Below are 25,951 nucleotides of genomic sequence, written 5' to 3'. Positions count from 1 at the left end.
AGTGCTCTCGTGCTGATACTCAGGACCGTAGGCAGCACCTCTTAGCATTCACTCAGCAGCCGCTTTGGACGGCCGGAGCCTGCGGCACCGCACGCCGCAGGGCGGCCCGGCCGCGCGTGTCGCCGAAGCGGGCGAAGAGGTCGTCGGCCCGGGCGGCCGAAGCCGCGGCGGCGTCCCGGTCGCCCGTCTGCCACAGCAACTGCGCCAGGATGAGGGCGGCCCAACCGGCAGCGGAGGGCGACCCGGCGACCTGCTCCAGCCGCTGGGCGCTGTGCAGCAGGGTGCGGGCCCGTGCGCAGTCACCGGCGGTCCGGGCCACGAGCCCGAGGTGGAGCAGGCTGTTCGTGGTACCCGGGATGTCATCGGTCTCCTCGAAGCCCGCGAGGGCGAGGGCGATGGTGGCCTGCGCTCTCTCGGTGTCCCCCTCGGCCAGCTGGAGCAGGCCGAGGCAGCCGAGCGTGATGCCTTCCTCCCGGCGGTCGCCGAGCCGCCGCCTGATCGCCAGCGCCGCGTCGAGGTACTCCCTCGCCGTAGCGTGGTCGCCGTGCCCGCGGTGGATGTTGCCGAGCGCGTTGAAGGCCAGGGACTCCCCGTGGGGGTCGGCGAGCGCGCGGAAGCAGTCGGCGCTGCGTTCGGCCGCCGTCGTGGCGGCGCCGGTGTCGCCCTCCAGGCGGCTCGCCCACGCGAGATTGGCGAGGACGTAGCCACGTGCCCGGGCCGGGCCGACCGTGCGTCCGGCGAGGACCGTCTCCTCGAAGAGCAGCGACACCCGACCCGCCCCGTCGTCCTCCACCGCGTAACCCGGTGTGATGACCGGGAGGAACGGGCCGCTGTCCGCTCCGATCCCGTCCAGCAGCCGCAGACTCTCCGCGCAGGCCTCGCGGGCCACCGTGCCCTCGCCTCGGCAGACGGCCCAGACACCGTCGAGGTGCGCGGCGGCGGCGAGGACGGACGGGGCGCCCGCGTCCTGGGCGAGAGCGCGGGCCTGGTCGAGAGCGATACGGGCGCGGTCCCACCTACCGTGCATCCAGAGCAGAACCGCCTGCTGGTAGAGGGCGTACGCCAGGACCGCCGGGTCCGGTTGCCTCCGGTGTATCCGGACGATCTGCGCGCCGATGTCCTCCAGCGGGGATCCGTCACCGAGGCGGATCGCCAGCACGGCCCGGCCCATCAGCGCCCGCGCGCGCTGCGGGGTGGGATCCGGCGCGGCGGCCAGGGCGTCGTCCAGCCAGCGCCGCCCCTCGGCGAGGCGTCCGCGTTCGGGCCAGAACGAGCGCAGCGCGACCGCCAGGCGCAGCGCGTGGTCCGGTTCGTGGCGCAGGAACGAACGCAGGGCGGCCCGGATGTTGCCGTAGTCGGCCTCCAGCTCCAGCGAGGTCGCCCCGGAGACTCCGGTGGGCGGCTCGCGGTCCCGCGCCTCGGCGAGGTCGAGGTAGAAGTGCCGGTGCCTGGCCTCGGTGGCCGCCAGTTCCCCGGCGGTCCGCAGGCGCTCCGCGGCGTACTGCCTGATCGTCTCCAGCAGCCGGTAGCGGGCCTCGTCCTGCCGGGGCTCCACCCACACCAGGGACTTGTCGGCCAGCCGGCCGAGCAGGTCGAGGACCGGGGTGCGCCCGGTACCGTCGGCGCACACCTCCTCGGCCGCGGCGAGCGAGAAACCGCCCGCGAAGACGGAGAGCCGGCGCAGCAGACGCCCTTCCTCGTCGTCGAGCAGCCGGTGGCTCCACTCCAGGGTGGCCAGCAGTGTCTCCTGCCGGGTCACGCCGTGCCGACTGCCCTGGCCGAGGAGAGCCAGGGCGTCGTCGAGCCGTTCGGCGATCTGCCGCGGGGCAAGCACGTGCACCCGTGCCGCCGCCAGCTCCAGCGCCAGGGGCATTCCGTCGAGCCGGAAGCAGATCTGGGCCACGGCCGCCGCGTTCCCCGAGGTCAGCCGGAATCCTGGGGCCGCGTCGGCGGCCCGCTCCACGAACAGCCGCACGGACGCGAAACGGCCCAGTTCCTCCACCGACGGCAGCCGGCGCGGATCCGGCAGGCCCAGCGACGGCACCCTGAAGGTACGTTCCCCGTAACTGCGCAACGGTTCCCGGCTGGTCGCGAGCACGGCGACGCCCGGGCAGTGGGCCAGGAACTCCGAGACGAGGGCGGCGCACGCGTCGATCAGGTGTTCGCAGTTGTCCAGCACGAGCAGCAGCTCCCGGCCGCCGAGCTGTGTGATCAGCGCTTGCCGGGCCCCGCCCGACGGCGGCAGCTGCAGCCCGAGGATTCCGGCGATCGCCTCGGGGACGAGGTGCGGTTCCGTCAGCGCGGCCAGGTCCACGAACCATGCCCCGTCCCGGAAGTCGTCGCGCCGGCGGGCCGCCACGGCGAGCGCGAGCCGGGTCTTGCCGCAGCCGCCGGCCCCGGTGAGGGTCAGCAGCCTGCTGCGCGCGAGCAACTGCTCGACCTCGGCCGTCTCGCGCTCCCGTCCGATGAGAGCGGTCGCCGGCACCGGCAGATTGTGCCGCGGGGCGTCCGGCCGTCGTTCCCGGGCCTCGACCGAGTCGGCCAGCAACTCACGGAAGAGGCGGCGCGTCTGCGGGTCGGGGTCGGCGCCGGTGTCGCGGCGGAGCGCGTCCCGCAGCCGCTCGTACGTGGCCAGCGCCTCCCGGCGCCGCCCGGCGTCGGCGAGGTCCCGCATCAGCGCGCGGTGGCCGGGCTCGTGCAGGGGGTCATCGGAGATCAGGGCCCGCAGTACGTCGATGGCCTCGGCCGTGTGGTGCTCGCGTTCGAGGGCCTCGGCAAGCTCCAGCCTGAGCGTCGTACGCCGTGTCTCCAGTACCACGGCCGCCTCGCCCGCCCACGGCTCGTACCGGTCCTCGGGCAGCAGCCCGGGATCGGCCAGGGCCAGCGCGGCACGGTAGTCCGCCGCCCCACCGCTGTGCGCGGCCCGCCGGACCGCCTCGTCGAGTTCGTCGAGGTCGATGCGCACACCGCCGTCGGGCGCGAGCAGCACCAGGTCGTCACGGAGCACGACGACGTCGCCCGGCGACCCCGTGGAGGCCAGCGCACGCCGCACGGCGTGCAGCACCTGGTGCAGGTTGTTCGACGCGGCCGTCCGGTCCAGGTCCGGCCACAGAAGGTCGTAGAGCCGCTCCCGGTGCATCCGATGGCCCGGTGACAGGCACAGCAGCTTCAGCAGGCTGCGGGCCTTGCGCAGTCGCCACGCCCCGGCGGCGACCGGGCGGTCGTCGACCGCCACGGCGAACCCGCCGAGGAGCCGGATGCGTACCTGATCGGCCATGGCTGCCCTCACCAGCAGGTTACCGCCTGGCCGGATCCGGGACCCGTGGACGGCTGTTCGCGCCAGGAGCAACCCAAGGGCATGCGAGGCCGTCAATAACCAACGGCGCCGGTAATCGACGGCTGCGGTCCCACGGTCGAGTGAAAGGTCCCCCATGCCCCTGAACGTGCGCACAAGACGGTCGCGCATACTCATCTCTCTCGCGACAGTCGTGACCGTCGCTCTGGCCGTCTGGCTGATCGTGGCCCTGACGGTCACGACGTACGAGCACACGTCGCCGCGCGCGGCCCGGGACAAGGCGACGGGAACGGTGGCCGGGCCCGTCGACTGCCGAAAGGCGAAGTGTGTGGCCCTGACCTTCGACGGCGGCCCCAGTCCGACGACCCCGCGCCTGCTGGACATTTTGAAGGGGGATCACCTGCACGCGACGTTCTTCCTGCAGGGCAAGGGCCACATCGACAAGCACCCCGACATCATCCGTCGCATAGCCGACGAGGGACATGAGATCGGCAACCACACCTGGAACCACAAGAGGCTCACGGAGATCGACGCGGACGATGCCCGTCATGAGCTGACCCGCACCCAGGACGCCATCGAGAAGGTCACCGGCACCCGGCCCGTCCTGATGCGTCCGCCGCAGGGCCGCACCGACCGCAAGGTGGCCAAGATCTGCCGCGAACTGGGGCTGGCGCAGGTGTTGTGGAGCGTCACGGCCAAGGACTACGAGACGACCGACTCGGCCCTGATCACCGAGCGGGTGCTCGACCAGACACACCGCGACGGCATCATCCTGCTGCACGACCTGCACAAGGGGACCGTGCCCGCCGTCCCGGGGATCATCAAGGCCCTTCAGCAGCGCGGCTACACCATCGTCACCGTGTCCCAACTGCTTGCCCCCGCGAAGCCCCAGCCGGGGATGGTCTACCGGCCCTGAGCCTCACGACCGGTGTGGGCGGACGCGATCGATCAACCGGTCGGCCGAGTTGCGTCTTCTGCGGCGCGGCGGTGAGCTCCGCCCGGACGCGGCCCGCACGCCTCGCACGCGTCGCCGGCGGACGTCCTTGCCACGACACCCGAGCCCGCACACCCGAGCTCCCTGCTCATGAGGGTGGGCCGGCCGGGCGGGACCCGGTGCCCTGCGGCGTCCGTCCCTGTGCCGCGGGGGCACCGCGCCTCCGCCGCTTCGACCGACCCGGAGTGTTCAGTCCTCGGTCCAGCCGTGGTCCTTGCCGAACTGCAGCAACCTGCGCCGGACGGCGAGGATCTGCTCGCCGGTCAGCGACGGTGCCGCGGTGAGCAGGATCTCGGTGACCTCGTGCAGGTACTCGTCCGCGGTGAGCACGTCACAGAGCGAGTCGTCACCGTCGGCATGCCGGTGACCAGCCGGGGACGACACCCTCTCCGCACCGCTCGGCGGCGTACGCGGCCTGCCGTCGGGCCCCTCGGCCAGCCGTACGTCCGACGCCTTGAGCCCGCGCTCGCCCTCCTCGATCGTGAACTCCACGGCGAGCCCCGGACGTACCTGGTGCTCCGGGATGCGAAGGTCGTTCACGTGCAGGAAGACGTCCTCCCCGCCGTGGTCGGGAGCGATGAACCCGTAACCCCGAAGACCGTCGAAACGCACCACACGCCCGGCAACCACACCGCCACCCCCATCAGCCCGGTCCCTGTCCCGGACAATCGCAACGCGGCAGCAGCTTACGCGCACCCGCCGTGACCGCTCGCGTGCGGTGGGCCCGCGCACCGGACGGCCGGTCCAGGCCCTGATCCCGGGATGCGCCCGGATGGGGCGGCAGCCGGACGGTGAAGCAGGCGCCGCCTTCGGGGGCATGTCCGTCGGCGGAGACGGCGCCGCCGAGCCGGGTGGTCAGACGATGGGCGATGGCCAGGCCGAGGCCGCTGCCCACACGGCGGACACCGCGGTAGCGGTCGGTGAGGGCGCCGCGTTCGAACGCGACCTCGATGTCGGCGTCGGTGAGGCCGGGGCCGCCGTCGCGCACCTGCAACCGGGCTCCCGCACCGTCCTGTTCCAGGGCCAGCACCAAGGGCCGTCCGGCCGGGGTGACACGGAGCGCGTTCTCGGCGAGTCCGTCGACGAGCTGCCGTACCCGGAAGCCGTCGGTGGCGATGACCAAAGGGCGTCCCGGGCGTTCGACACGGAAGTCGACCCCCTCCCGGGCGCAGCGGGCCGACCAGACTGCCGCGGCCTGCTCCACCAGCGTGTCCAGATCGACCTCGTCGACGTCCAGCCGGAAGTCGTCGGCCTCCAGCCGGGCCAGGGCGAGCAGATCACCCACGAAGCGCTCCAGCCGCTCGATCTCGGTACGCATGACCCGTCCGGCCTCGGGTACCTCGTCGCCGGCGATCACCTCGTCGGCCAGGGCCTCGGCGTATCCGCGTGCGGTGGTCAGTGGCGTACGGATCTCGTGGGAGACGGACAGCAGGAAGTCCCGTTGCCGGTTCTCGCTGTGGGCCAGTGCCGCGTCCAGTGAGTTCAGCGCGGCCGCGAGCTCGGCCACCTCGGCGGGTCCTTCCGCGGGCACCGTCAGGCCGCGCTCGCCCGTGGACAGCCGGTGGGCGGTGCGGGCCGCCGAGGAGAGCGGGCGGGCCAGCCGCCGGGCCAGCAGCGCGCCGGCCAGGGCCGCTCCGGCCAGTCCCAGTGCCAGCGGCAGCGCCAGGGCGCCGCGCATGCGGTCGGTGGCCGCGTCGACATCGCTCATCGGCTGGGTGAGGACCAGGCCGCCGCCGGTGCGCGTCGGCACGCCTTCCACCAGTACCGCCTGTCCGCCGAGCACGGCGGTCGCCGAGACGTCCTCACCCGACAGAAGCGCCTTGCGCAGGGCGGAGCCGACGACCGCCGTCGCCGGACCGTCCACCTCGCCGGAGGGCTGGACGAGGGCGAGTTCGGTGCCGGTGGGGCCGGCGATCCGCTGCTGCCGCTGCAGGAGCAGGCCGGCCAGCGGCGGTGTCCGGGCCAGGACCTCCGCCTGACGGGCGAGTTGGTCGCGCTCCTGGGCCTCGGCGTTCGTGCGGATCGTCCGCCAGGCGAACAGCCCGGTCAGCAGTACGGCGACCGCTGCCACGGCGGTGGTCAGCAGCACGATGCTTCCGGCGAGGGAGCCGTGGCCGCGTGCGGTGTTCATCGGCCGGTGTCGGCGACGCTGTAACCGACCCCGCGGACGGTACGGATCGGGCTGGCGTCACCGAGCTTGGCGCGCAGCTGCGACACGTAGACGTCCATGACCCGGGTGTCCCGGTAGTCGGCGTAGCCCCACACCTGGGCCAGCAGCTGTTCCCGGGTGAAGACCTGGCCGGGGTGGCGCATCAGGAAGGCCAGCAGGTTGAACTCGGTGGTGGTCAGCTCCACGGGGCCGTCGTCCACGCGCAGGGTGCGGCGTCCGGCGTCGAGGGTGAGCCGGCCCAGCCTGCGGACCGGATCCTGCTGCGGGCCCGCCGCCCGCCGCAGCAGGCTCTTCACCCGCGCGACCAGCTCCTGCGGGGAGAACGGCTTGGCGAGATAGTCGTCGCCGCCGAGCTCCAGCCCGAGGATGCGATCGGTCACCTCGTCCCGTGCGGTCACGAACACGATGGGCGTCCAGTCGCCCTCCGCGCGCAGCCGACGGCACACCTCCATGCCGTCCATGCGCGGCAGGGCGATGTCCAGCACGATCGCAGCGGGGCGTATCCGACGGGCCGCGGCCAGCGCGGCGGCCCCGTCGGACTCGACGTGGACGCCGAAACCCTCCCGGCTCAGATAGCGCCGCTGCAGGTCGGCGATGTGCCGCTCGTCCTCGGCGATCAGGACGAGACCTCTGTTCTCCGGCATGTGTCTCTCTCCTCGGACCCCTGGAACAGCAAGGGCCGGCCCGGGGCTCCGGGATGCCGTCGATGCTAGCCAGCGCCTGTGTGCCCGGACGCGTCCGGATCCGATCCTTACACCGCCTGAACAATCGCCGAACGTTGCGCTCGTACGACTGCTGCACGCTGTGCTCGCAATCGAGAAAACGAGAAAACGAGAAAACGAGAAAACGAGAAACGGGAAAAGGGGGACGACAACGTGAACCGCACCCGCATCGCCACATCCGGCGCCGTGGCTCCAGCCGACACCGGTACGGGGGGATCGATGCTCGTCGTGCTGGGCCTGGTCACCGCTGCTGGGCTGGTCCTCGCCGTCACGCTGTTCCTGCTCCGCACCCGCCGGCCCCGCCCCGCGCCCTCTCGTACGCCCGCCCAGCAGCCCGCGCCCGCCGAGGGCCCGACCAGGAACGACGCAATGACCCACCCTCTCCGCACCCATCCCCTCCGCACCCACCCTCTCGGCACCACCCACGAACCTCCCCCTCCCGGGCCGGTCCCGAACGCTCCCGTGGGCCGGCTCCACAGGGCGGGCCGCTGGTGCGCGCGACGGCCCTGGTGGGTGCTCGGAGCCTGGCTGCTGGTGATGCTCGCCGCGCTGGCCGCCGACCGGACCTGGGGCGGCACCTACGACGACGACTTCTCGCTGCCGGGCACCTCCGTCCAGACCGGCGCCGACCTGCTGGACGCCCATGGCTCGGCCGGGGTCCGCGGCACGGCCTCCCAGATCGTGCTGCACCCCGACAGCGGCGCGCTCGGTGCCCATCCGGACGCGGTCGGCACGGCCGTGCACGAGCTGGGCAGGCTGCCGGAGGTGATCTCCGTGGCCGACCCGCTCCGTACTCCGGGCGCGGTCTCCGCCGACGGCACCACCGGAATCGTCACCCTCCGCTTCACGAAGAACCCGTCCCGCTTCGACCGCTCCTACCTCGCCGGCGTCGACGACGCCGTGCACGGTCTGCGCGCCGACGGTGTGGAGGTCGAGTACGGCGGTCCGCTGGGCAAGCTGGCCCGGCCCAAGGCCGCGGACCGGCTGTCGGAGGCGATCGGGCTCGCCACCGCCGTGATCGTCCTGCTCGCCGGGTTCGGCAGTCTGGCCGCCGCCGGTCTGCCGCTGCTGACCGCCGTGGTCGGACTGCTGTCCGGCATCTCGCTGCTCACCCTGCTGGCCGCGGCCTTCACCTTCGGCACCGCGGCACCGACGCTGGCCACGATGATGGGGCTGGGCGTGGGCATCGACTACGCCCTGTTCCTCATCACCCGCCACCGCCGCCTGCTGCGCGACGTCGACGACCCCGCCGAGGCGGCGGGCCGGGCGGTGGCCACCAGCGGCCGGGCCGTGATCGTCGCCGCGGCCACGGTGACCCTCGCGCTCGGCGGACTGTACGCCTCGAGCGTCGGTTTCATCGGCACCCTCGGCATCGCCGCCGGGCTGACCGTCGTGGTGGCCGCCGTCGCCGCGCTCACGCTCGCCCCGGCCTTCCTCGGCATCGCCGGCCGCCGGATCGACCGCTGGTCGGTGCGGCCGCCCGTCGACGAACCGGACACGACCGCCGACACCTGGCACCGCTGGGCCGGCACGGTCGGCCGCCGCCCCTGGCTGTTCCTCGCCATCGGCGCACTCGTGCTGGCGGTGCTCGCCATTCCCACCGCATCCATGCGCCTGGGCCACGTCGACGACGGCGCCGACCCGACCGACTACACCGACCGCCGCGCCTACGACCTGGTCGCGGACGGCTTCGGCCCGGGCACCAACGGCCAGTTCACGGTCGTCGCCGCCCGCGACCACGACCGTACCTACACCTCGGCCGAGATGGAGCGGCTCACCACGACCCTGCACGACACACTGGCGTCGACCCACGGAGTCGCGAAGGTGTCCACCCCGGTCGCCACCGCCGACCGTGCTCTGCTGATCGCCACCGTCACCCCGGAGTCCGGACCGCAGGACCGGGCCACGACCGATCTGCTGCACCGGCTGGAGGACGACGCCCTTCCCGAGGCCCTGGCAGGCTTCGGTGCCCACGGTTATGTCTCCGGCACCACGGCCGCCCAACTCACCTTCCGGGACGTGGTCGTGGACCGTCTGCCGGTCATCGTCGCGGTGGTGGTCGCGGCCGCCTTCCTGCTGCTGCTCACCGTCTTCCGCAGCCTGCTCGTCGCCCTGAAGGCGGCGCTGCTCAACCTGTTGTCCATAGGCGCCGCATACGGCGTCGTCGTCGCGGTCTTCCAGTGGGGCTGGGGAGGCTCACTGCTCGGCGTCGAGGAGCCCGTACCGGTCGAGTCGTACGTGCCGATGATGATGTTCGCCATCGTCTTCGGGCTGTCCATGGACTACGAGGTCTTCCTCCTCTCCCGCATCAGGGAGTCCTGGCTGAACACCAAGGACAACCACCTCAGTGTCGCCACCGGGCTGGCCGGTACCGCCCGCGTCATCACGTGCGCCGCACTGATCATGACCAGTGTCTTCCTGGCCTTCCTGCTCTCCACCAACGTGGTGATCAAGATGCTGGCGCTGGGCCTGGGCGTGAGCGTCATCATCGACGCCACGCTGGTCAGGCTGGTCCTCGTCCCCTCGACCATGTACCTGCTGGGCAGGGCCAACTGGTGGCTGCCCGCCTGGCTGGACCGTCTCCTTCCCCACCTCGACCCCGAGGGCCCGAGCACCGTCCCTGACGGGGACCCGGCCGACCTCAGGGACCCGGCAGTCACCACCACCCGGGGAGAGCAGGCCCGATGACCGGCGTATCACTCGCGCGACGCCGCCTCGCCCGCCGGACGTCCGTCGTGCTGCTCGCTCTGCTGCTCACGGGCACCGCGGCCGAAGCCGGCGCCCGCTCCCTTCTGCACCACCGCCTCGCCACGGCGGTCGGCCGGGCCCTGGGCAAGGACAGCCAGGTCCACGCCGACGGCGGGCCGGCGCTGCTGCTCCTGTTCGAGCGCCACCTCGACTCCGTCACGATCCGTAGCGACCACGCCGACCTCGGACGGTTCTCCGACGTATCCGTTCGGGCACGCCTGGACGACGTACGACTGACCGGCGACCACTCCGGAACCGTCGCCCACACCCACGCGGACGTGGCGGTGCCCGCCTCCTCCGTGCAGGGCCTGGCCGCCACGGCCGAGGGACGGTTCCCGGTCACCGACGTCCGGCTGGACGCGGGAGCGGGCACCGTCACCCTCCTCCTCGGCCAGGGTGGCCTGGGCCGAGCCACCCTGCGTCCGGAGCTGCGGGAGGGCCGCGTGAAGCTGGAGGTCGAGGACGTGGAGGTCCTCGGCGCTCCGGCTCCCGCCGCGGTCGTGGACCGCCTCCGGAACAGACTGTCCGCCCGTACGGGCGCCGCCTACCCCCTGGGTCTCAGGGCCACGTCGCTCGACGTCACCGACACCGGCGTCGACGTCACCCTGGACGGAGGGCCGGCCCGGTTGCCGGAGACAGGGGCCGAGGGGGAGTATGGTATTCATCGGGTGATGAATTAATGCTCTTCTGAAGGGCAGGGCTGTGATGGAGCGGACCAGGACCACCTGTTGTGTAGTGGGGGGCGGCCCCGCAGGGATGGTGCTCGCCCTTCTGCTGGCCCGGGCCGGCGTCGCCGTCACTGTGCTGGAGAAGCACGGCGACTTCCTGCGTGACTTTCGCGGCGACACCGTGCACCCCTCGACACTGGCGCTGCTGGACGACCTGGGCCTGGCCGAGCGCTTCGCCAAGCTGCCTCAGCGCCGGGTGCGCACCGTCCAGTTGCCCATCGGGGCCGGCCGGTCGGCGGTCACGGTCGCGGACCTGTCGGTGCTGCGCGGCCCGTACAACTACGTGGCGATGGTGCCCCAGTGGGACCTGCTGAACCTCCTCGCGGACGAGGCCCGGCGCGAGCCCTCCTTCGAGCTGCGGATGAACACCGAGGCGACCTCCTTCCTAGTCGAGGGCGGACGAGTGACCGGCGTGCGCTACCGCACATCCGACGGCCGTGCCGGCGAGCTGCGCGCCACCCTCACGGTCGCCTGCGACGGCCGTGGATCACTGGCCCGTTCCCGGCTCGAACTGGGACTGCGCCGCTTCGGCTGCCCGATGGACGCCTGGTGGTTCCGGCTGCCACGGCACGAAGGGGACCCGAGCGGACTCGTCGGCGGTGCGGGCGACCGTTTTCTGACCGCGATGATCGACCGCGGGGACTACTGGCAGTGCGCCGCGCTCATTCCCAAGGGCACCGACACGGAGCGCCGCGCCGCGGGCCTCGACCGCTTCCTGGCCGACTACGCCGCCGCCGTCCCGTGGATCGCGGACCGCACGCACCACCTGCGCTCGTGGGACGAGGTCAAGCTCCTCGACGTACGCCTGGACCGGCTCCGCCGCTGGCACCGCCCCGGCCTGCTGTGCATCGGCGACGCCGCGCACGCGATGTCCCCCGTCTTCGGCATCGGCATCAACCTCGCCGTGGAGGACGCCGTAGCCGCCGCCCGGTACCTGACCGAGCCGCTGCGCCGGGGAAGCGTGGGCCTGGGCGACGTGCGTGGCGTGCAGCGCCGGCGTCGTCCCACCACGGTCGTCACACAGGGGCTCCAGCGAATGGCGCACGCCCGTGTCATCGCTCCCGTCCTGCGGGGACAGCCACCGCTCGGCAACGAGGAGAGGGCACGGCGCATGGCGGGTCTGCTCGCCAGCTCACGGTTGGTGCGCCGGCTCCCCGCGTACTTCATCGGATACGGCGCGCTGCGCGAGCGCCCGCCGGAGGCGGCCGTCAACTGAGTCGTCGGCGCGTCCTGCCCGTGCGGTCAGCAGTCCCGGTCGCGCTCCGACCGGTGGTGGTCCTCCCCATCGCCCGGATCATCATGGTCCACCGGTTGCCGCAGGGACAACTGCAGGCGCAGGAGCTTGTACGCGCGGCGGAAGATGTAGGCCGCGATGGGCAGTTCGACGAAGACGGCCAGCCCGGCGGACGCCCAGACGCCGGGGGTGCCGAAGGCGAGTGACACATCGAACCACGCGTCGCACACGAGCAGGACCGCCGTCGCCAGCGCGGGAATCACCGCGGCATGATGTCGTCGGACGCCGAGGACGGCCGTCGCCGCGAAGGCGGCGACCAACAGTGTGTTGAAGCCGATCCAGGTCGCCCGCCATGCGTGGACCTGGTAGTCCGACGGCAGCGTCACTCCGAGGAGCACTGTCCAGGGAACGAGCGCCAGTGCGGACGCCGCCAGCAACTCGATCATGTGGCGTCGGCGCCGTTCCCAAGGCGCATCGCCCCGGAGACGAGCGGGGGCCGGTCGTGCCGGCGCGGTGGCCTCCATGGTGGGGGCGGCGGTAGTCGGTTGCCCGGTTGCCTGACTCATCGCCTGGTCGGTTCTTCGACCGGGCTCTCAGCCGGTGCCGGGTGCCAGGTCGCGATGCGCGCGGCGGTCAGCCAGCCGAGAGCGGCCAGGAGCACACCGACCCCGGCGCTGGAGAGGCGTCCGCTCGCCACCATCACCATGGCCGACGCCTCGAGTCCGGCCAGGAGCAGGACCAGCGCGACACGCCGCCACGTCACGCGCCGCTCTTTCGCCGGCGTTCGACGTACGGGACGGGTGTGCTGCATCACCGTTGTGAGGACACTCATCGCGACCGCCTCTCCCGGCGCCCTGGGCTGTGGCCCATGCCCACCTCCAAAGAACACACGTCCAAAGAACCCATGGACACGAACGACAACCGACGACGAACGCGCAGGTATTTCCGGATCCCGTTCCGAGGAGCGCGTGGTGCGCGTGATGTGGGACACAGAGGGGCCGGGCCACCGCGGCGGCCCGGCCCCCGGTGGTGCGGGGTGCTGTACGTGGATCAGTGGGAGTCGACGAGTCCGTAGGCGGGTACGGTCACCGTCCGGGCGCCGGGCGTGCCGCCCAGGATCACCTTGCGGAGTGAGACGTTGTTGGTCAGGCTCGTCTCCTTCAGCTTGTGGTCGGGGTTGGCGACGACCTGGATGTAATACGTGCCGTTGGGCAGGCCGGTGACGTCGAACGACTGGCCGGGACGGTACTGGCTGTAGGTGTCGCCGTTGCCGACGTCCAGCGCCTCGCGGACGGACACCGAGTTCTGCTCACCGCAGGCGGTCGACAGGTCGGTGTTCTCCGGGTGCCAGTTGGCGTTCTTCACCGTGTAGTCGATGGCGTCGGTGTCGGCCAGGCAGAACGCCTCCTTGCCGCTGCGGACGATCTCCTTCTTGTCCGCGCCGAGCAGCCGGTAGCTGGCGAAGTCGCTGAAGTGCCAGTGCTGGTGGCCCTCCCGCGGGTCCCACTCCATCGTGCCGGTGGGGGTGTAACCGACCTGCTTGCCGTTCGCGTCGAAGAAGTACTGATAGGCGTCCATCTTCTCCTGGCCGGGGCTGCGGAAGCCGTCCACGACCAGCGGTGCGGGCCCCCCGTTCCACACCGTCGCGCTGAAGGCCAGGTACTCCTTGTCCGCGGCCGCGCCCTCGCCGGGCTCGTCGCCGCCGTCGGTGAGGGCGATGCCCCAGGCCGGTACGGCGCGCAGGTCGGGCTTGGGCATGACGGCCGCGTTCCCCCTGCGGCCGGCCGGGCGGTGGGCGTTCGGCTTGAGCGCGGACCCGGTGGCGGTCCCGTGCTTGACGGCTCCGCCTCTGCCGCCGTCGTCGGTCTCCCGGACGGTCAGTTTGACGGTCTGGGGCTGGTTGGCCATACCGAACAGGTCACGGTACTTCTTGGCCACCGAGATCTTGGCCGTGTACTCACCGGCGGGCAGGTCCACGGGGGCGGCGTCGTAGTCGGGGGAGAGAGAGGCCGCCCACCCCTTCTCCGTTCCCCATACCGAGCCGAGCGTGAAGGGGTTGTCGGCGCAACGCGCGGGATAGTTCGAGGTGGCCGGGGCGTCGGGGCGGATGCGTCCCGCGGTGTTGTTCGGACAGAACGACTGGGTCGTGCCGAGAACCTTGGCGCCCGCGGCGTTGGTGACGGTCACCTGGAGGAAGTCCGGCAGGCCCTTGAAGTCCTTGAGCAGTCCGGCCGGCAATGTCCTGGTCCGCGTGGTGCCGCCCTGCCGGAGGATCTGCTGCGCCACCACGGGGTCCTTGTAGGACTGCCGGGTCACCCGGAACTCCAGGGGCGCCTTGTCGACGGTGACGTATGCGCCCAGGTCCAGGTAGACCCCCGGTGCGTCCTTCCACCGGTCGACGGTGACGGAACCGGAGGCGGTGATCAGCTTGAGCTGGGGGGCGGTCGGCTGCGGCGCCGCGGCGGCCGGCAGTGCGCCGAGCACGGATGCGGTGAGCACGGATGCGGTGAGCGTCGCGGCTGCGCCGAGCGCCGAGCGTCGTAACCGGTTGTTGTGAAGTCTCGTCATCAAGTCCTCGTTCGAGAGTGCCGGAGCGGCAACGGGCAATCGGGTGGCGCGAGGCCGGCCTGCGTACTGCCTGGTGCAGGCGTGGCCCGAGCGATCCATGTGATCGCGTGAAATGTATGCGCCATCTGTGAAGAAGTTGTCAGGCCGTCCGAGGTTGCCTCTCGAACGACGAATGTCGCGGGCCCCTCCGGTACCGGCACCCGCGCGACCTCGGTGACACTCACGGAAGTCGCTCAAGCACCCGCGGTCACCGGGCGCACACTGGAAGCAGGAGGCCATGGGTCATGAACCGAACGTGGAGGTCAACCATGAGCACCCTCGAAGAGCACGTCGACGTCGCCGTTCCGATCGACAAGGCGTGGGACAGCCTGCACAGAGTGGAGAACTATCCGCGCTTCGTCGAGGGCGTGCGCGAGGCCCGTACGGAGGCGGGAGGGCGAGCGCATCTGGACGTCGAGGCCGGTGGCCGGCTCCGGGAGTTCGAGGCGGAGGTGTCCGACCGCAAGGACGAACGCGTGATGGAGTGGCTCACCACAGGAGCCCCCGAGCTCACGGGTTCCTTCTCGCTGGAGCCGATCGACAAGAACCGTACCCGGGTCCAGGCACGGCTCGAATACAACCCCGACATGATCAGGGAGACCTTCGGCGGGCCGAAGGGATTCGCCCAGGCGACCGCGATCGAACGGCTCGTCCGCAGCGATCTGGAGCAATTCAAGGAGTACCTGGAGCAAGGAGGACGGTGAGCGCCGACTGCTCTCGCCCCGCCGCGGGTCGGGGAGGAGCATGAGAGAGGAACGACCGAGGAGGCCTGCCATGAAAACCGGAGGCTCGGACTACGACACCTGGCTGTACTCGCACACCCCCTCACAAGCCGAGGGCGAGCGCGACGAACCGGCTGAGCGCGCGGCCATGGAGCAGCATCCGGACGTCCCCAGGACAGAGCCGTCCCAGGCGGAGGGCGAGCGGGTGGACGACACCCGGACCACGTGATCGCCGACAAGTGATCACCTGGCGGCGAAGACGAGCCGAGTCACGCGACAATCTCCTTGTGGATCAGGGGACAGCAGCGACGGCTACGGGTGTCTTCGGCGTGTGCGGAGCCGCGATCGGAGGTGCTGCGTCGGTCCGGGGCGCACGGACGGGGGCCGGGCGAACCGCCCGTGCGGCCCGGCAGCAGGTGCGCGGCCGGATCGACGCTGAACACGCTCATCGGCCGAGGCAGCAACGTCTCGAAGCGTATGAAGGCTTCATGCGCCATGTGCGATTGTCAAAGAGCCCGTTGACGGCGAGCGCGGCGGGGGCAGCGGGGGAGCGGACGCGTGACTGACCTGTACCTCCCCTGGTTCCTGCGGGAACACATCGCCGTGGCCGGGGCCGGCACGGCCCCGATCGTTCCTCCGCCGCTCCACCGGTGGCGGATCGTCCGGTGCGTGTGGGGGCGGACCCACTCCACTTCGAGCCAGGAGTCGCATCATGCCTGACCGACAGCAGAGTCGGCGTACGCCCGCCGGTGGCCTCGTGCACGATCTCGCCACCCTCGACCGGGCCCTGTACGAGACGGTGACCATCACCCACACCCCGACCCTGGACACCGCCCTGCGGCGGCTCTCCACGGCCGCCGACCACTCGAAGATCTCCCTCGCGACCGCCGCGCTGCTCGCCCTGTGCCCCGGCCGGCCCCGCCGCGCCGCCGCCATGGGCGTCGCGGCCATCGGCGTCGCGTCGGCGACCGCGAACCTGGTCGGCAAGCGCCTCGTACGGCGCCCGCGTCCCCACCGTGCGGCGGACTCGCCGTTTCCCGGGCGGCACGTGCCCATGCCGCAGTCCGCGTCCTTCCCTTCGGGACACACCGCGTCGGCCGTGGCCTTCGCGGCGGCCGTCAGCCCCCTGCTGCCCGGCGCGGCGATCCCCCTCGGGCTGCTGGCCAGCGCCGTGGGCTACTCGCGGGTGCACACCGGAGTCCACTATCCGGGCGATGTCATCGCCGGTGCGGTGCTGGGGACGGGCGCGGCGGCCGTGGTGCTGGGGGCCGTCGGTCATGTGGCGGGTTGGGAGACGTACCTCCCGTTCCGTGCGCCCCGACCGTGACGGTTCTGCCCGGTCAGGGGCCGGGGACGGTGGCACTCGGTTCGCCCAGCGGCGGACCGAGTGCCACCGACTCGCCGGCCGGCGGCCCGTGCCGGGGCGGGCCCTGCTCATGGCTCGCCGTGGTGCACTGCCTCAGCCTTGCCCTGCCAGGGCTTCGTCGAGCATCTGGTGGGCGGCCGTCAGGGCCGCGGCGCGGTCGACGGGGACCAGGCCGATGCGGGTGCGCCGGTCGAGCAGGTCGGCCGCGTCGAGTGCGCCCTCGTGCCGTACGGCCCAGAGGAGTTCGGCGCGGGTGACGGGATGGCCGGGCAGGACGGGTTCGCGCATACGGGGGTCGCGGGCGGCCAGGGACTGGACGGCCGTGGCCTCGGTGCCGTAGTGCCGGACCAGGCGCCGGGGCGCGGGCAGGGTGGCGAGCCGGGCCCGGGCAGCGGCACCGACGAGCGGGAGAACGGCGGTACGGGAGGGGCCGGCCGTCAGGCGGCGGGCGGACACGGCCGCGTCGACGGCGTCCTCGGCCATGCGCCGGTAAGTGGTGAGCTTGCCGCCGACCACGGTGACCACGCCGTCCGGCGACGTCAGCACCGCGTGCCGACGGGAGATGTCGGAGGTCCGGGCGGCCCCGCCGGAGCCCGCGGGCGCGGTGTCCAGCAGGGGGCGCAGTCCGGCGAAGGCGCCCACGACGTCGTCGCGGTGGACCGGGACGTCCAGGACGGAGCCGAGGACGTCGAGCAGGAAGCCGATGTCCGTCTCCGGTACCTCCGGAACATCGGGCAGCGGGCCGTCCACCGGTTCGTCGGTGAGGCCGACGTACACCCGCCCGTCGCCCTGCGGCAGGACGAGGACGAAGCGGTTGGTCTCACCGGGGATCGGGATGTGCATCCCGGCGGGCAGGGAGCCGAGCCGTTCGGCGCGCAGCACCAGATGGGTGCCTCGGGAGGGCCGGATACGGATGCCGTCGACCAGCTCGCCCGCCCACACCCCGGAGGCGTTGATCACCGCGCGGGCGCGGATCTCGCCCTCCTCTCCGGTGAGTTCGTCGCGGATCCTGGCACCTGATCCGGACACCTCCAGCGCCCTGACCCGGGTGAGGATCCGGGCGCCGTGCGCAGCCGCGGTGCGGGCGAGGGCGGTGACCAGCCTGGCGTCGTCGGTGAGCCGGCCGTCCCAGGACAGCAGTCCGCCGCGCAGTCCGTCGGTGCGCAGGGCGGGGGCCAGGTGGCGGGTCTCCACCGTGGACAGCCGGCGGGGCCCGGGGAGGGTGGCGCGGGCCGTGCGGGCCGCGAGGCGCAGGGTGTCGCCGGCCCGGAACCCGGCCCAGGCGAGGGCCGCCTGCCCGCGTGAGACCAGCGGGGTCAGGGGGAGCACGAACGGCTGGGCGGTCACCAGGTGCGGCGCGGTGCGCTCCATCAGCACGCCCCGTTCGACGGCGCTCTCGTGGGCCACGTCGAGCTGTGCGGAGGCCAGGTAGCGCAGGCCGCCGTGGATCAGCTTCGAGCTCCAGCGCGAGGTGCCGAAGGCCAGGTCGTGGGCGTCGACGGCGACGACGGTCAGCCCGCGGGCCGCGGCGTCCAGGGCCGCCCCGGCGCCGGTGGCACCGAGTCCGACGACCAGGACGTCCACGACCGGTCCGCCGACCGACCGGGCCAGTTCGCGCGAGCGGCGGGCGGCGGACAGCGATGAGCCGGGGGAGGGGGCGGCCGCGTCGGCCGGGCTGCTGGTGGGGCTCATGGGGTGAGGGTCCTCTCCAGGATGGTCCGCAGCTCCGTGAGGAAGGCGGCGGGGTTCAGGTCCGGGTCGTCCTCGTCGGTCATGGTCCGCAGCGACAGGGTGAAGGACTGGACGATCAACAGAAGCGAGCGGGCCTGTCGTTGGGGGTGGTCGTCCCGCACCGACCCGTCGGCGTGACCGTCCCGCAGGCCGGTGACCAGCAGCTCCAGAAGGGCTTCCTGGCTCGCACCGCGGCGGTCCAGCACATAGGGGAGCAGCAGTTCGGGGTCCACGTCGACGATCTTGCGGAAGAGCGGGTGGGCGCGGAACGCCTCCACTCCGTTCACCAGTCCCTCGACGATCAGGTCGCGCGCGGTGCGGTCCGGCCGGGGCTCGGGCATGGCGCGCATGGCGACGCCGATCCACTCGCGCGTCATGAGGTCGCCGACGAGGGTGCGTACGTCGGGCACGCGGCGGTAGAGCGTCATGCGCGAGACACCCGCGCGGCGGGCCACGTCGGTCAGGGTGGTGCGGCGGACGCCGACGGCCAGGACGCAGTCGCGCACCGCGTCGAGCACCGGATCGCTGTCCTCATGGTTGTGACGAATAGGCGTCATGTGTCACAGTGTAACGCCCTTGCGGCGGCGCCCGGCAGACGGGCACGGCGCGGAAACGACCGATTGACCGATGAGGACAACCGCCATGGACATGCTGTGGAGTGGCTGGGGTGACCCGGCCAAGGCGGCACCGCTGCCCGAGACGGTGATCGGGCTGCTGCGCGATCTGCTCGGCGTCAAGCCCCGCGGTGACGGACCGCTCCGGCTGGAGGAGATCTCCGTCCCCGCCACGCCGCTCGACCCGGCGGTGCTCCAGGAGCTGTCCGCCGCAGTCGGCGACGAGGCACACGTCCGTACGGACCCGGAGACGCGGATCCGGCACACCCGCGGCAAGTCCACCCCCGACCTCCTGCGGATCCGCGTCGGAGACACTGTCGACACCCCCGCGGCCGTCGTCCTCCCGGCCGCACACGACGAGGTCCTGGCCGTCCTGCGGGTATGCGCACGATACGGCCTCGGCGCCGTGCCGTTCGGCGGCGGCACGTCCGTCGTCGGCGGCCTGGCCCCCACCCGGCGCGGACCCTTCGTCGCCCTGGACCTGCGCCGTATGGACCGGCTGGTCGACGTCGACCCGGTCTCGCGTACCGCCACCCTGCAGCCGGGACTCCGCGCCCCCGAGGCCGAGCGGCTCCTGGCCGAGCACGGCTTCACGCTCGGACACTTCCCGCAGTCCTACGAGTGGGCCACCATCGGCGGATTCGCCGCGGCCCGCTCCAGCGGGCAGGCATCCGCCGGATACGGGCGCTTCGACGAGATGGTGCTGGGCCTCACCCTCGCCACCCCCGAGGGCACCGTCGAGGTCGGCCGCGCTCCGCGCTCCGCCGCCGGCCCCGACCTGCGCCAGCTGATCCTCGGTTCCGAGGGCGCGTTCGGCGTCATCACCTCGGTCACCGTCCGGGTGCGTCCCCAGCCCCGCACCCGGGTGTACGAAGGCTGGCGCTTCGCCTCCTTCGAGGAGGGCGGCGCCGCACTGCGCCGGCTCGCCCAGGACGGACCGCGCCCCACGGTGCTGCGTCTGTCCGACGAGACCGAGACGCTGATCGGACTCGCCCAGCCCGACGCGATCGGAGCCGACGGCGCGCAGCAGAACGCCGGATGCCTCGCGATCGTCGGATACGAGGGGACCGAACAGGACACCGCCCACCGCAGGGAGCTGGCCTCCGCCGTCCTGCGCGAGTGCGGCGGTACGCACGCCGGGACGGAGCCGGGAGAGCGCTGGGCGCACGGCCGCTACTCGGCGCCGTATCTGCGGGACGCCCTGCTGGACGCGGGGGCGTTCGCCGAGACACTGGAGACGGCCGCCTTCTGGTCGCGCATCCCCGAGCTGTACACGTCGGTCCGCACGGCACTGACCACCGCCCTCACCGATGCGGGCACACCGCCGCTGGTCATGTGCCACATCTCCCACGTCTACGAGAACGGCGCCTCCCTGTACTTCACCGTGGTCAGCGCGCAGGGCGACGACCCGGTGGCCCACTGGGCGCCGGCCAAGGAGGCGGCCAACGAGGCGATACTTGCCACGGGCGGCACCATCAGCCACCACCACGGCGTGGGCACCGACCACCGGGACTGGTACGTCCGGGAAGTCGGCACCCTGGGTGTCGAAGCCCTGCGTGCCGTCAAGCGGAGGCTGGACCCGGACCAACTCCTCAACCCGGGCGTCCTGCTTCCCACCGACTGACCCCGACCGCTACCGTCCGCCCAGTTTTAACTCCAGCTCCAGTCCCAGTCCCAGCACGTCGGCACTCGTATCACCGCACCCGGAGGCTCACCCATGCGACAGTTCACCGCCGTCGTCAACCCCACCGCGGGTGGATCCAGCGCGGCGGCCGCGCTGCTCCAGGTGGCACGCGTGCTGCGGGAGGCCGGGGCCGAACTGGAGACGGAGTACAGCCGCAGCCTCGCGCACGCCCAGGACATCGCGCGCGGCGCGGGGGAGCGGGGACGGGTGGTGCTCGCCGTCGGCGGTGACGGCATCGCCGGCGGCATCGGCGGGGCGCTGAGCGGCACCGACACGGTGTTCGGCCTCGTACCGGCCGGGCGGGGCAACGACTTCGCCCGGGCGCTGGACCTGCCCGCCGACCCCGAGGCCCTGGCCCGGATCCTGCTCGACGGGGAGCCGCGCCGGGTCGACACCATCGAGCTGCGATCGGCCGTCCATGACGGCACCGTCGTCCTCGGCAGCGTGTACGCGGGCGTCGACGCGCTGGCCAACCGCCACGCCAACCACGCCCGGCTGCTGCGGGGCGCCGCCTCCTACTACGCGGGAGGCCTGCGTGCCGTGACCACCTGGCGCCCGGCGGAGTACCGGGTCACCGTCGACGGACAGGAGCACGCGCACCGCGGCTACACCGTCGTGGCCGCCAACTCCGCCTACTACGGTTCCGGCCGCATGATCGCCCCCGGAGCCCGGCTGGACGACGGAATGCTGGAGATCGTGATGATCCGCGAGGCCCCGCGGCGCCTGTTCTTCGCCCTGATGAACGAGCTCGAGTCGGGCGCCCACGTGGCACGCCCAGAGGTCCGCATCCTGCGGGGCCGGGAGATCCGCATCGAGGCCGACCGCGCGGTGCCCTACGGCGCCGACGGCGAGGTGGAGGCCGTCCTTCCCGTGACGGCGCGCGTCCTGCCCGGGGCGCTGAAGGTCCTCTGCTGACGTGCTGACGCGGCGCCCGGACGGCTGACGCGGCGTCCGAGGCGGCGGGGATCCGGGCTCCGGCGTCAGGGACCATCCGGCGTGATGGTGCATGCGCGGGCGATGAGCAGGGCGACGTCGTCGGGAGCGCCGGGGTGCCGAAGGCCGTGCAGCAGCCGGTCGCAAATCTTCTCCAACGGGGAGTCGCAGGTCTCCTCCAGGGGGGAGTCGGAGGTCCTCTCCAGCGGGGAGCCGCGGGTGTCCAGGAGGTTCAGGAGGGTGTCGAGACGCTCGTCGATGGGCTCCTGCCGGCTCTCGACCAGCCCGTCCGTGTACAGGATCAGCTGATCGCCGGGAGCGAAGGGGAAGGTGGTGCCCTCGAAGGGGACGCCGCCGACGCCCAGGGGAGTGCCGGTGGGCAGATCGAGCAGCCGGGGGCGTCCGCCGTGGGGCACGAGGACCGGGGGCAGGTGGCCCGCCCCGGCGATGCGGCACTCGCCGCGGTGGGGGTCGTAGGCGACGTAGAGGCAGGTGGCGATGTACTGCTCGAGCCGTGCGGTGATCGTGTCGAGGTGCTGGAGGATCTGGGCGGGTTCGAGGTCCAGATCGGCGTAGGCCGCGGTGGCGGTGCGCAGGCGGCCCATCGTGGCGGCGGCGTCGATGCCGCTGCCCATGACGTCGCCCACGACGAGCCCCGTCCTGCCGTCCTGCAGAGGCAGGATGTCGTACCAGTCACCGCCGACCTCGTACGCGGCCTGCGCGGGCCGGTAGCGGGAGGCGACCTGCAGGCCGGGAAGGTGCGGCGGCATCTCGGGCAGCAGGCTGCGCTGCAGGGTCTCGGCGGCGTTGCGCACGCTCTGGTGGGTGCGGGCGTTGTCGATGCACACGGCGGCGCGGGAGGCCAGCTCGGTCGCGACGGCCAGGTCGTCCTCGTCGAACGGACGCGGGTCGCGGGCCCGGGTGAGACCGAGGAAGCCGAGGGTGCTGCCGCGTGCGGTGAGTGGTACGGCGAGATACGAGTGCACGCCGGCGCGGGCCAGCAGGGTGGCGGCGTGTTCGTCGCGGGCGATACGCGTCAGGTCGTTGCCGTCGGTCTGGCTGACCAGGATGGGTCGGCCGGTGCGCACGCACTGGGTCGCCAGCCGGTCGTCACCGTAGGCCGCGATCTCTCCGGGCGGATCGGCGGCCCGGGCGGCGTCGCTGGGATAGGCGGCCTTGACCGCCAGGGCGCGGAAGAACTCGGGGCCCGCGCGGGTTCTGGGGCGGTGCTCGTCCAGGACGGAGTCGAGCACGTCGACGGAGACCACGTCGGCGAAATCGGGCACGGTGACCTCGGCCAGCTCCTTGGCCGTCTGTTCGACTTCCAGGGTGGAGCCGATGCGAGCGGAGCCATCGGCGATGAGAGCCAGACGCCGCCGTGTCTCGCCGGCCTCGATCGCCGATTCGTACCGCTGTGTGACGTCGACGACCAGCTCCGCCACCCCGAGAACGTGGCCCTGCGCGTCCTCCAGCCGGTACACCGACAGAGACCAGGCATGCCTGTGCTCGGGGTCGGCCGGCGTGTGGCCGACGATGGTGGATTCGTCGACCAGGGGGATCCCGGTCTCCAGGACGCGCCGCATCGCGACCTCGGCCCGTTCGAATACCGAGGGCCTCATGATCTCGCGGTAGTAGCGGCCGAGGTGGTCCTTCGCGGGAATGCCGTGCATCCGCTCCAGAGCCGGGTTGACGGTCACGTACCGCAGGTCGGTGTCGAAGATCGCCACACCGATGGGGGACTGGGAGATCAGCCGCGTGGACAGGGCGACATCCCGTTCGAGCTCGCGCAGCTTGGGGGAGTCGGTGCCCAGTCCGAGGGCGTAGAACTCGCCGCGGTCGTTCAGCAGCCGCATGTTGCGCAACTCGACCAGCCGGTTTCTGCCGTCCGCGCAGCGGACGGGGAACGTGCCCGCCCAGCTCCGGCCGGTCTCCATGACCTCGGCGAACGTCTTGATCACCCAGTCCCAGTGCTCTTCGCGGACGAGCACCTGCGCCGCGTACTGTCCGAGCGCCTGCTCGGCGGTGTAGCCGTACAGGTCTTCGGCCTGCGGACTCCACAGCACGATCCGGCCCTCGGCATCCAGCAGCACCGCCGCGACACCGAGGACGTCCATGAGCCCGCTCGGCTGCGAGGGACCGTTCCGGGGCGGTTCGTCCGGCGTGGGACCGTGCCGGAGCGGTTCGTTCCGCGGTGTTCCGTCCCGGAGCGGTTCGCCCCGCGACGGTCCGTCCTGCGCCCGGCCGCCGACCGCCGGTCCGAGGTCCACGGGAGGCTGCTCGGCTGCGCTCATCGCCGGCCCTCCTTCCAGCGGCTGGTGCCGCACGACCCGCCCACGGATCCGGGGCCAGGCCCGTCCGAGGCTGAATGTGCCCGCGCCTCCATGGTCCCCCGGTAACGGGTATCCGGGTAACGGGTCCCCAGGTAACGGGTCCCCAGGTAACGGCAGCCGAGACACTCCAGCACGTGCGAAGGCGCGGAGACCGTGGAAACAGGGCCGGGGCGGCCGTCGATTCGGCCCTCCGGGCCGTGACCTGGTCGAATCGGGGTAGCCGGATAGGCGGCGGGACGAGGTGATGCGTGTGGACTGGCGAGAGTTTGCCGAGCGTATGGCTTTGCTCGCTCGCGACCTGCTGGCGCAGGAGACCTCGGAGGACACGCTCGACCGGATCGCCGCCGCCGCGGTGGAACTGGTCGCGGGGTGCGATGCCGCCGGAGTGCTGGCCCTGAGCAAGGGCCGGGTCACGACCCTGTCCGCGTACGGCGAGCACGTGGAGGAGTCCGACCGGCTTCAAGGAGAACTGGGCGAGGGGCCGTGCTTCGACGCCGCTCGCCGGACCGACGAAGGCCGTGTCTACCGGATCCGGGACCTCACCCAGCCCCAGTCGCGCTGGCCCCGCTTCGCCCCCGCGGCTCGTGATCTGGGATTCGGCAGCATGATGGGCTTCCTCCTCTACACCCGCGACGACGATTTCGGGGCACTGAACCTGTACTCGCACAATCCCGGCGCCTTCACCCCGGCAAGCGAGACCGCCGGCTGGCTGTTGGCCTCGCACGCGGCCGTGGCGCTGGCGAGCGCACGCACTCAGGATCAGCTTGAGCACGCGCTGGACACCCGGCACGCCATCGGCGAGGCCATGGGCATCCTCATGGAACGGCACCGGCTGAGCGAGGCCGACGCCTTCGCCGTACTGCGGAGGCTCTCGCAGAATCACAACATCAAGCTGCGCGATGTGGCCCACCGCGTTCGGCACCGGTCCGACCGTGAAGCGTGACGGGAGGCGCCCGGCGCGGTGATGCGGGGTTTCCGGCCTTCCGCCGAGAACGGTGATACCGGCGGGCGTTGACGGTCGACCGACGCCGCACCGTCCGACCGCGTGGCAGCGGTGCGGCGTCGGTCCGGCGTCCGTCCCGTCCGGATGTGCCGACGCGGGGTCAGGCCAGGCAGGTGAGAGGGCGGCCGCCGTTGTAGGCGACCATGTCGGTGAGGGCGGCCGCGGCGTCGATGCTCCGGCCGAGCGGCCCGCCTTCCAACTCGGCGTATGCGCGGTGCAGGTTGCCGACGATACGTTCACGGTCGCGCAGGTCGGCGTATGCGCCGAGATCCACTTCACGGGCGGCCTGCAGGGGCGAGAGTCCGGCGTCGCGGCCGGCCCGGGCGGTGGCCTGCACGAACCGCAGGTAGCCGAGGACGTCGTCGATGAGCTCGGGGCCGGCTACGGCGCCGTGCCCGGGGACGATGGTCGTCGCTCCGAGCGGCTCGATCACCTCCTCCAGGACCTGGACGGCACCGGCCACGGATCCCTGAAGGAGGAACGGGGTGCCGCCGTTGAACAGCAGGTCGCCGCTGAAGAGGACCTTCCGCTCCGGCAGCCAGACGATCGAGTCGTTGGTCGTGTGGGCGGCCACACCGACGTGGCGTACGTCGGCGCGCAGATCGTCGGACCAGACGGTCACCGAATCGGTGTAGGTGAGGAACGGCGGCTCGGGGACGATGTCACCCCAGTCGACCTCGGTCCAGAAGGGCGCCGTCGCCTTCGGGCCGCCCCACTGGAGGATGTTCGACCTGGTGGCCTCGTGCCCGACGATCGTGGCGCCGCCGAACAGATGGTTGCCGAAGGTGTGGTCACCGTGATGGTGGGTGTTGATCAGCGTCCGCACCGGCTGCGGTGTGACGGAGGAAATCGCGTCGAGATAGGCGCGGGTACGGCGTACCGTCGAGCAGGCATCCACGCTGATCACCCCGCGCTCGCCCACGAGGAATCCGGTGTTGTTGATCCACCAGCTCCCGTCTGGCTGTATGTAGGCGAAGACACCGTCGCTGACCTCTTCGACCCGAGGCGGGGGAAGTTGGGTGACGTCATGGTGGACAGTGCTCACCGTGGACTCCTGTCGTGGTGGGTGG

The 25,951-nt window shown here is 72.2% G+C and carries 22 protein-coding genes; 11 read left to right on the top strand and 11 right to left on the bottom strand.

From position 1 onward, the window contains the following. Positions 1-52: 52 nt before the first annotated feature. Entirely contained in the window at positions 53-3,277 is a 3,225-nt protein-coding gene (locus ACIPSA_RS44795) for a BTAD domain-containing putative transcriptional regulator (protein WP_402646356.1), read from the bottom strand. A gap of 154 nt (positions 3,278-3,431) precedes the next feature. Between ACIPSA_RS44795 and ACIPSA_RS44790 the strand changes: the two genes are divergently transcribed. Beyond that, positions 3,432-4,211, top strand: coding sequence for a polysaccharide deacetylase family protein (locus ACIPSA_RS44790; protein ID WP_402646353.1), 780 nt, complete (start codon positions 3,432-3,434; stop codon positions 4,209-4,211). 267 nt (positions 4,212-4,478) lie between these two features. Here ACIPSA_RS44790 and ACIPSA_RS44785 read toward each other — a convergent pair whose 3' ends face one another. Genes ACIPSA_RS44785 through ACIPSA_RS44775 form a run of 3 tightly spaced genes read right to left on the bottom strand, consistent with a single transcriptional unit; the run spans position 4,479 to position 7,103 of the window. Next, positions 4,479-4,919: a cold-shock protein gene (locus ACIPSA_RS44785; protein WP_402646350.1), complete on the bottom strand. Its 441-nt coding sequence runs from the start codon at positions 4,917-4,919 to the stop codon at positions 4,479-4,481. Between the two features lie 13 nt (positions 4,920-4,932). Then, positions 4,933-6,420 carry a sensor histidine kinase gene (locus ACIPSA_RS44780; RefSeq protein ID WP_402646347.1) on the bottom strand — a complete coding sequence of 496 codons (1,488 nt, stop codon included), beginning with the start codon at positions 6,418-6,420 and terminating at the stop codon, positions 4,933-4,935. Continuing rightward, positions 6,417-7,103 carry a response regulator transcription factor gene (locus tag ACIPSA_RS44775; RefSeq protein ID WP_402646345.1) on the bottom strand — a complete coding sequence of 229 codons (687 nt, stop codon included), beginning with the start codon at positions 7,101-7,103 and terminating at the stop codon, positions 6,417-6,419. Before ACIPSA_RS44775 ends, ACIPSA_RS44780 begins: the two co-directional genes overlap by 4 nt. 231 nt (positions 7,104-7,334) lie before the next feature. Between ACIPSA_RS44775 and ACIPSA_RS44770 the strand changes: the two genes are divergently transcribed. The 3 genes from ACIPSA_RS44770 to ACIPSA_RS44760 all read left to right on the top strand — a co-directional run bounded on the left by ACIPSA_RS44770 (position 7,335) and on the right by ACIPSA_RS44760 (position 11,873). After that, complete coding sequence (locus ACIPSA_RS44770) at positions 7,335-9,869, top strand: MMPL family transporter (protein WP_402646342.1); 2,535 nt, start codon at positions 7,335-7,337, stop codon at positions 9,867-9,869. Further along, positions 9,866-10,609, top strand: a complete 744-nt coding sequence (locus ACIPSA_RS44765; RefSeq protein WP_402646341.1) for a DUF2993 domain-containing protein — start codon at positions 9,866-9,868, stop codon at positions 10,607-10,609. The genes ACIPSA_RS44770 and ACIPSA_RS44765 overlap by 4 nt, the downstream gene beginning before the upstream one ends. Positions 10,610-10,685: 76 nt before the next feature. Beyond that, the gene (locus tag ACIPSA_RS44760) at positions 10,686-11,873 is read left to right on the top strand and encodes an FAD-dependent oxidoreductase (RefSeq protein ID WP_402646338.1); all 1,188 of its coding nucleotides are present in this window, start codon (positions 10,686-10,688) and stop codon (positions 11,871-11,873) included. Between the two features lie 26 nt (positions 11,874-11,899). On the opposite strand, the gene ACIPSA_RS44755 is transcribed toward ACIPSA_RS44760, so the two are convergent. From ACIPSA_RS44755 to ACIPSA_RS44745, 3 genes are all read right to left on the bottom strand, one after another. Continuing rightward, the gene (locus ACIPSA_RS44755) at positions 11,900-12,337 is read right to left on the bottom strand and encodes a hypothetical protein (RefSeq protein ID WP_402646335.1); all 438 of its coding nucleotides are present in this window, start codon (positions 12,335-12,337) and stop codon (positions 11,900-11,902) included. 116 nt (positions 12,338-12,453) lie between these two features. Then, complete coding sequence (locus ACIPSA_RS44750) at positions 12,454-12,654, bottom strand: hypothetical protein (protein ID WP_402646332.1); 201 nt, start codon at positions 12,652-12,654, stop codon at positions 12,454-12,456. A gap of 287 nt (positions 12,655-12,941) precedes the next feature. Then, positions 12,942-14,459, bottom strand: coding sequence for a lysyl oxidase family protein (locus ACIPSA_RS44745; protein WP_402646329.1), 1,518 nt, complete (start codon positions 14,457-14,459; stop codon positions 12,942-12,944). Between the two features lie 308 nt (positions 14,460-14,767). On the opposite strand from ACIPSA_RS44745, the gene ACIPSA_RS44740 reads away from it, so the two are divergent. From ACIPSA_RS44740 to ACIPSA_RS44725, 4 genes are all read left to right on the top strand, one after another. Continuing rightward, entirely contained in the window at positions 14,768-15,202 is a 435-nt protein-coding gene (locus ACIPSA_RS44740; protein ID WP_402646327.1) for an SRPBCC family protein, read from the top strand. 70 nt (positions 15,203-15,272) lie between these two features. Beyond that, positions 15,273-15,449 (top strand): hypothetical protein, encoded by a 177-nt coding sequence (locus tag ACIPSA_RS44735; RefSeq protein ID WP_402646324.1) that lies wholly within the window; start codon positions 15,273-15,275, stop codon positions 15,447-15,449. A 329-nt stretch (positions 15,450-15,778) separates the two neighbouring features. Further along, positions 15,779-15,940, top strand: coding sequence for a hypothetical protein (locus tag ACIPSA_RS44730; RefSeq protein ID WP_402646321.1), 162 nt, complete (start codon positions 15,779-15,781; stop codon positions 15,938-15,940). Beyond that, entirely contained in the window at positions 15,933-16,547 is a 615-nt protein-coding gene (locus tag ACIPSA_RS44725) for a phosphatase PAP2 family protein (protein ID WP_402646319.1), read from the top strand. The genes ACIPSA_RS44730 and ACIPSA_RS44725 overlap by 8 nt, the downstream gene beginning before the upstream one ends. Positions 16,548-16,679: 132 nt before the next feature. Here the strand turns inward: ACIPSA_RS44725 and ACIPSA_RS44720 are convergent, their stop codons facing one another. Continuing rightward, positions 16,680-18,278, bottom strand: a complete 1,599-nt coding sequence (locus tag ACIPSA_RS44720; protein WP_402646316.1) for a glycerol-3-phosphate dehydrogenase/oxidase — start codon at positions 18,276-18,278, stop codon at positions 16,680-16,682. Further along, positions 18,275-18,874, bottom strand: coding sequence for a TetR/AcrR family transcriptional regulator (locus ACIPSA_RS44715; RefSeq protein ID WP_402646313.1), 600 nt, complete (start codon positions 18,872-18,874; stop codon positions 18,275-18,277). Before ACIPSA_RS44715 ends, ACIPSA_RS44720 begins: the two co-directional genes overlap by 4 nt. Positions 18,875-18,959: 85 nt before the next feature. Between ACIPSA_RS44715 and ACIPSA_RS44710 the strand changes: the two genes are divergently transcribed. Beyond that, a complete protein-coding gene (locus ACIPSA_RS44710) occupies positions 18,960-20,555 on the top strand; it encodes an FAD-binding oxidoreductase (RefSeq protein WP_402646311.1) in 1,596 nt (531 codons plus the stop codon). Positions 20,556-20,648: 93 nt separating this feature from the next. Then, on the top strand, positions 20,649-21,530 hold the full coding sequence (locus ACIPSA_RS44705) for a YegS/Rv2252/BmrU family lipid kinase (protein ID WP_402646309.1): 882 nt from the start codon (positions 20,649-20,651) through the stop codon (positions 21,528-21,530). Positions 21,531-21,595: 65 nt separating this feature from the next. Here the strand turns inward: ACIPSA_RS44705 and ACIPSA_RS44700 are convergent, their stop codons facing one another. Beyond that, positions 21,596-23,662, bottom strand: a complete 2,067-nt coding sequence (locus ACIPSA_RS44700) for a SpoIIE family protein phosphatase (protein ID WP_402646456.1) — start codon at positions 23,660-23,662, stop codon at positions 21,596-21,598. Between the two features lie 493 nt (positions 23,663-24,155). On the opposite strand from ACIPSA_RS44700, the gene ACIPSA_RS44695 reads away from it, so the two are divergent. After that, entirely contained in the window at positions 24,156-24,821 is a 666-nt protein-coding gene (locus ACIPSA_RS44695; protein ID WP_402646306.1) for a GAF and ANTAR domain-containing protein, read from the top strand. Positions 24,822-24,981: 160 nt separating this feature from the next. Here the strand turns inward: ACIPSA_RS44695 and ACIPSA_RS44690 are convergent, their stop codons facing one another. After that, the gene (locus tag ACIPSA_RS44690; RefSeq protein WP_402646303.1) at positions 24,982-25,926 is read right to left on the bottom strand and encodes an MBL fold metallo-hydrolase; all 945 of its coding nucleotides are present in this window, start codon (positions 25,924-25,926) and stop codon (positions 24,982-24,984) included. Between the last annotated feature and the right edge of the window lie 25 nt (positions 25,927-25,951).

The organism is Streptomyces sp. NPDC086549, assembly GCF_044746205.1.
GTDB lineage: Bacteria > Actinomycetota > Actinomycetes > Streptomycetales > Streptomycetaceae > Streptomyces.
Note: the sequence above shows the minus strand (reverse complement) of the source record. Positions and strands in the feature narration are given on the sequence as shown.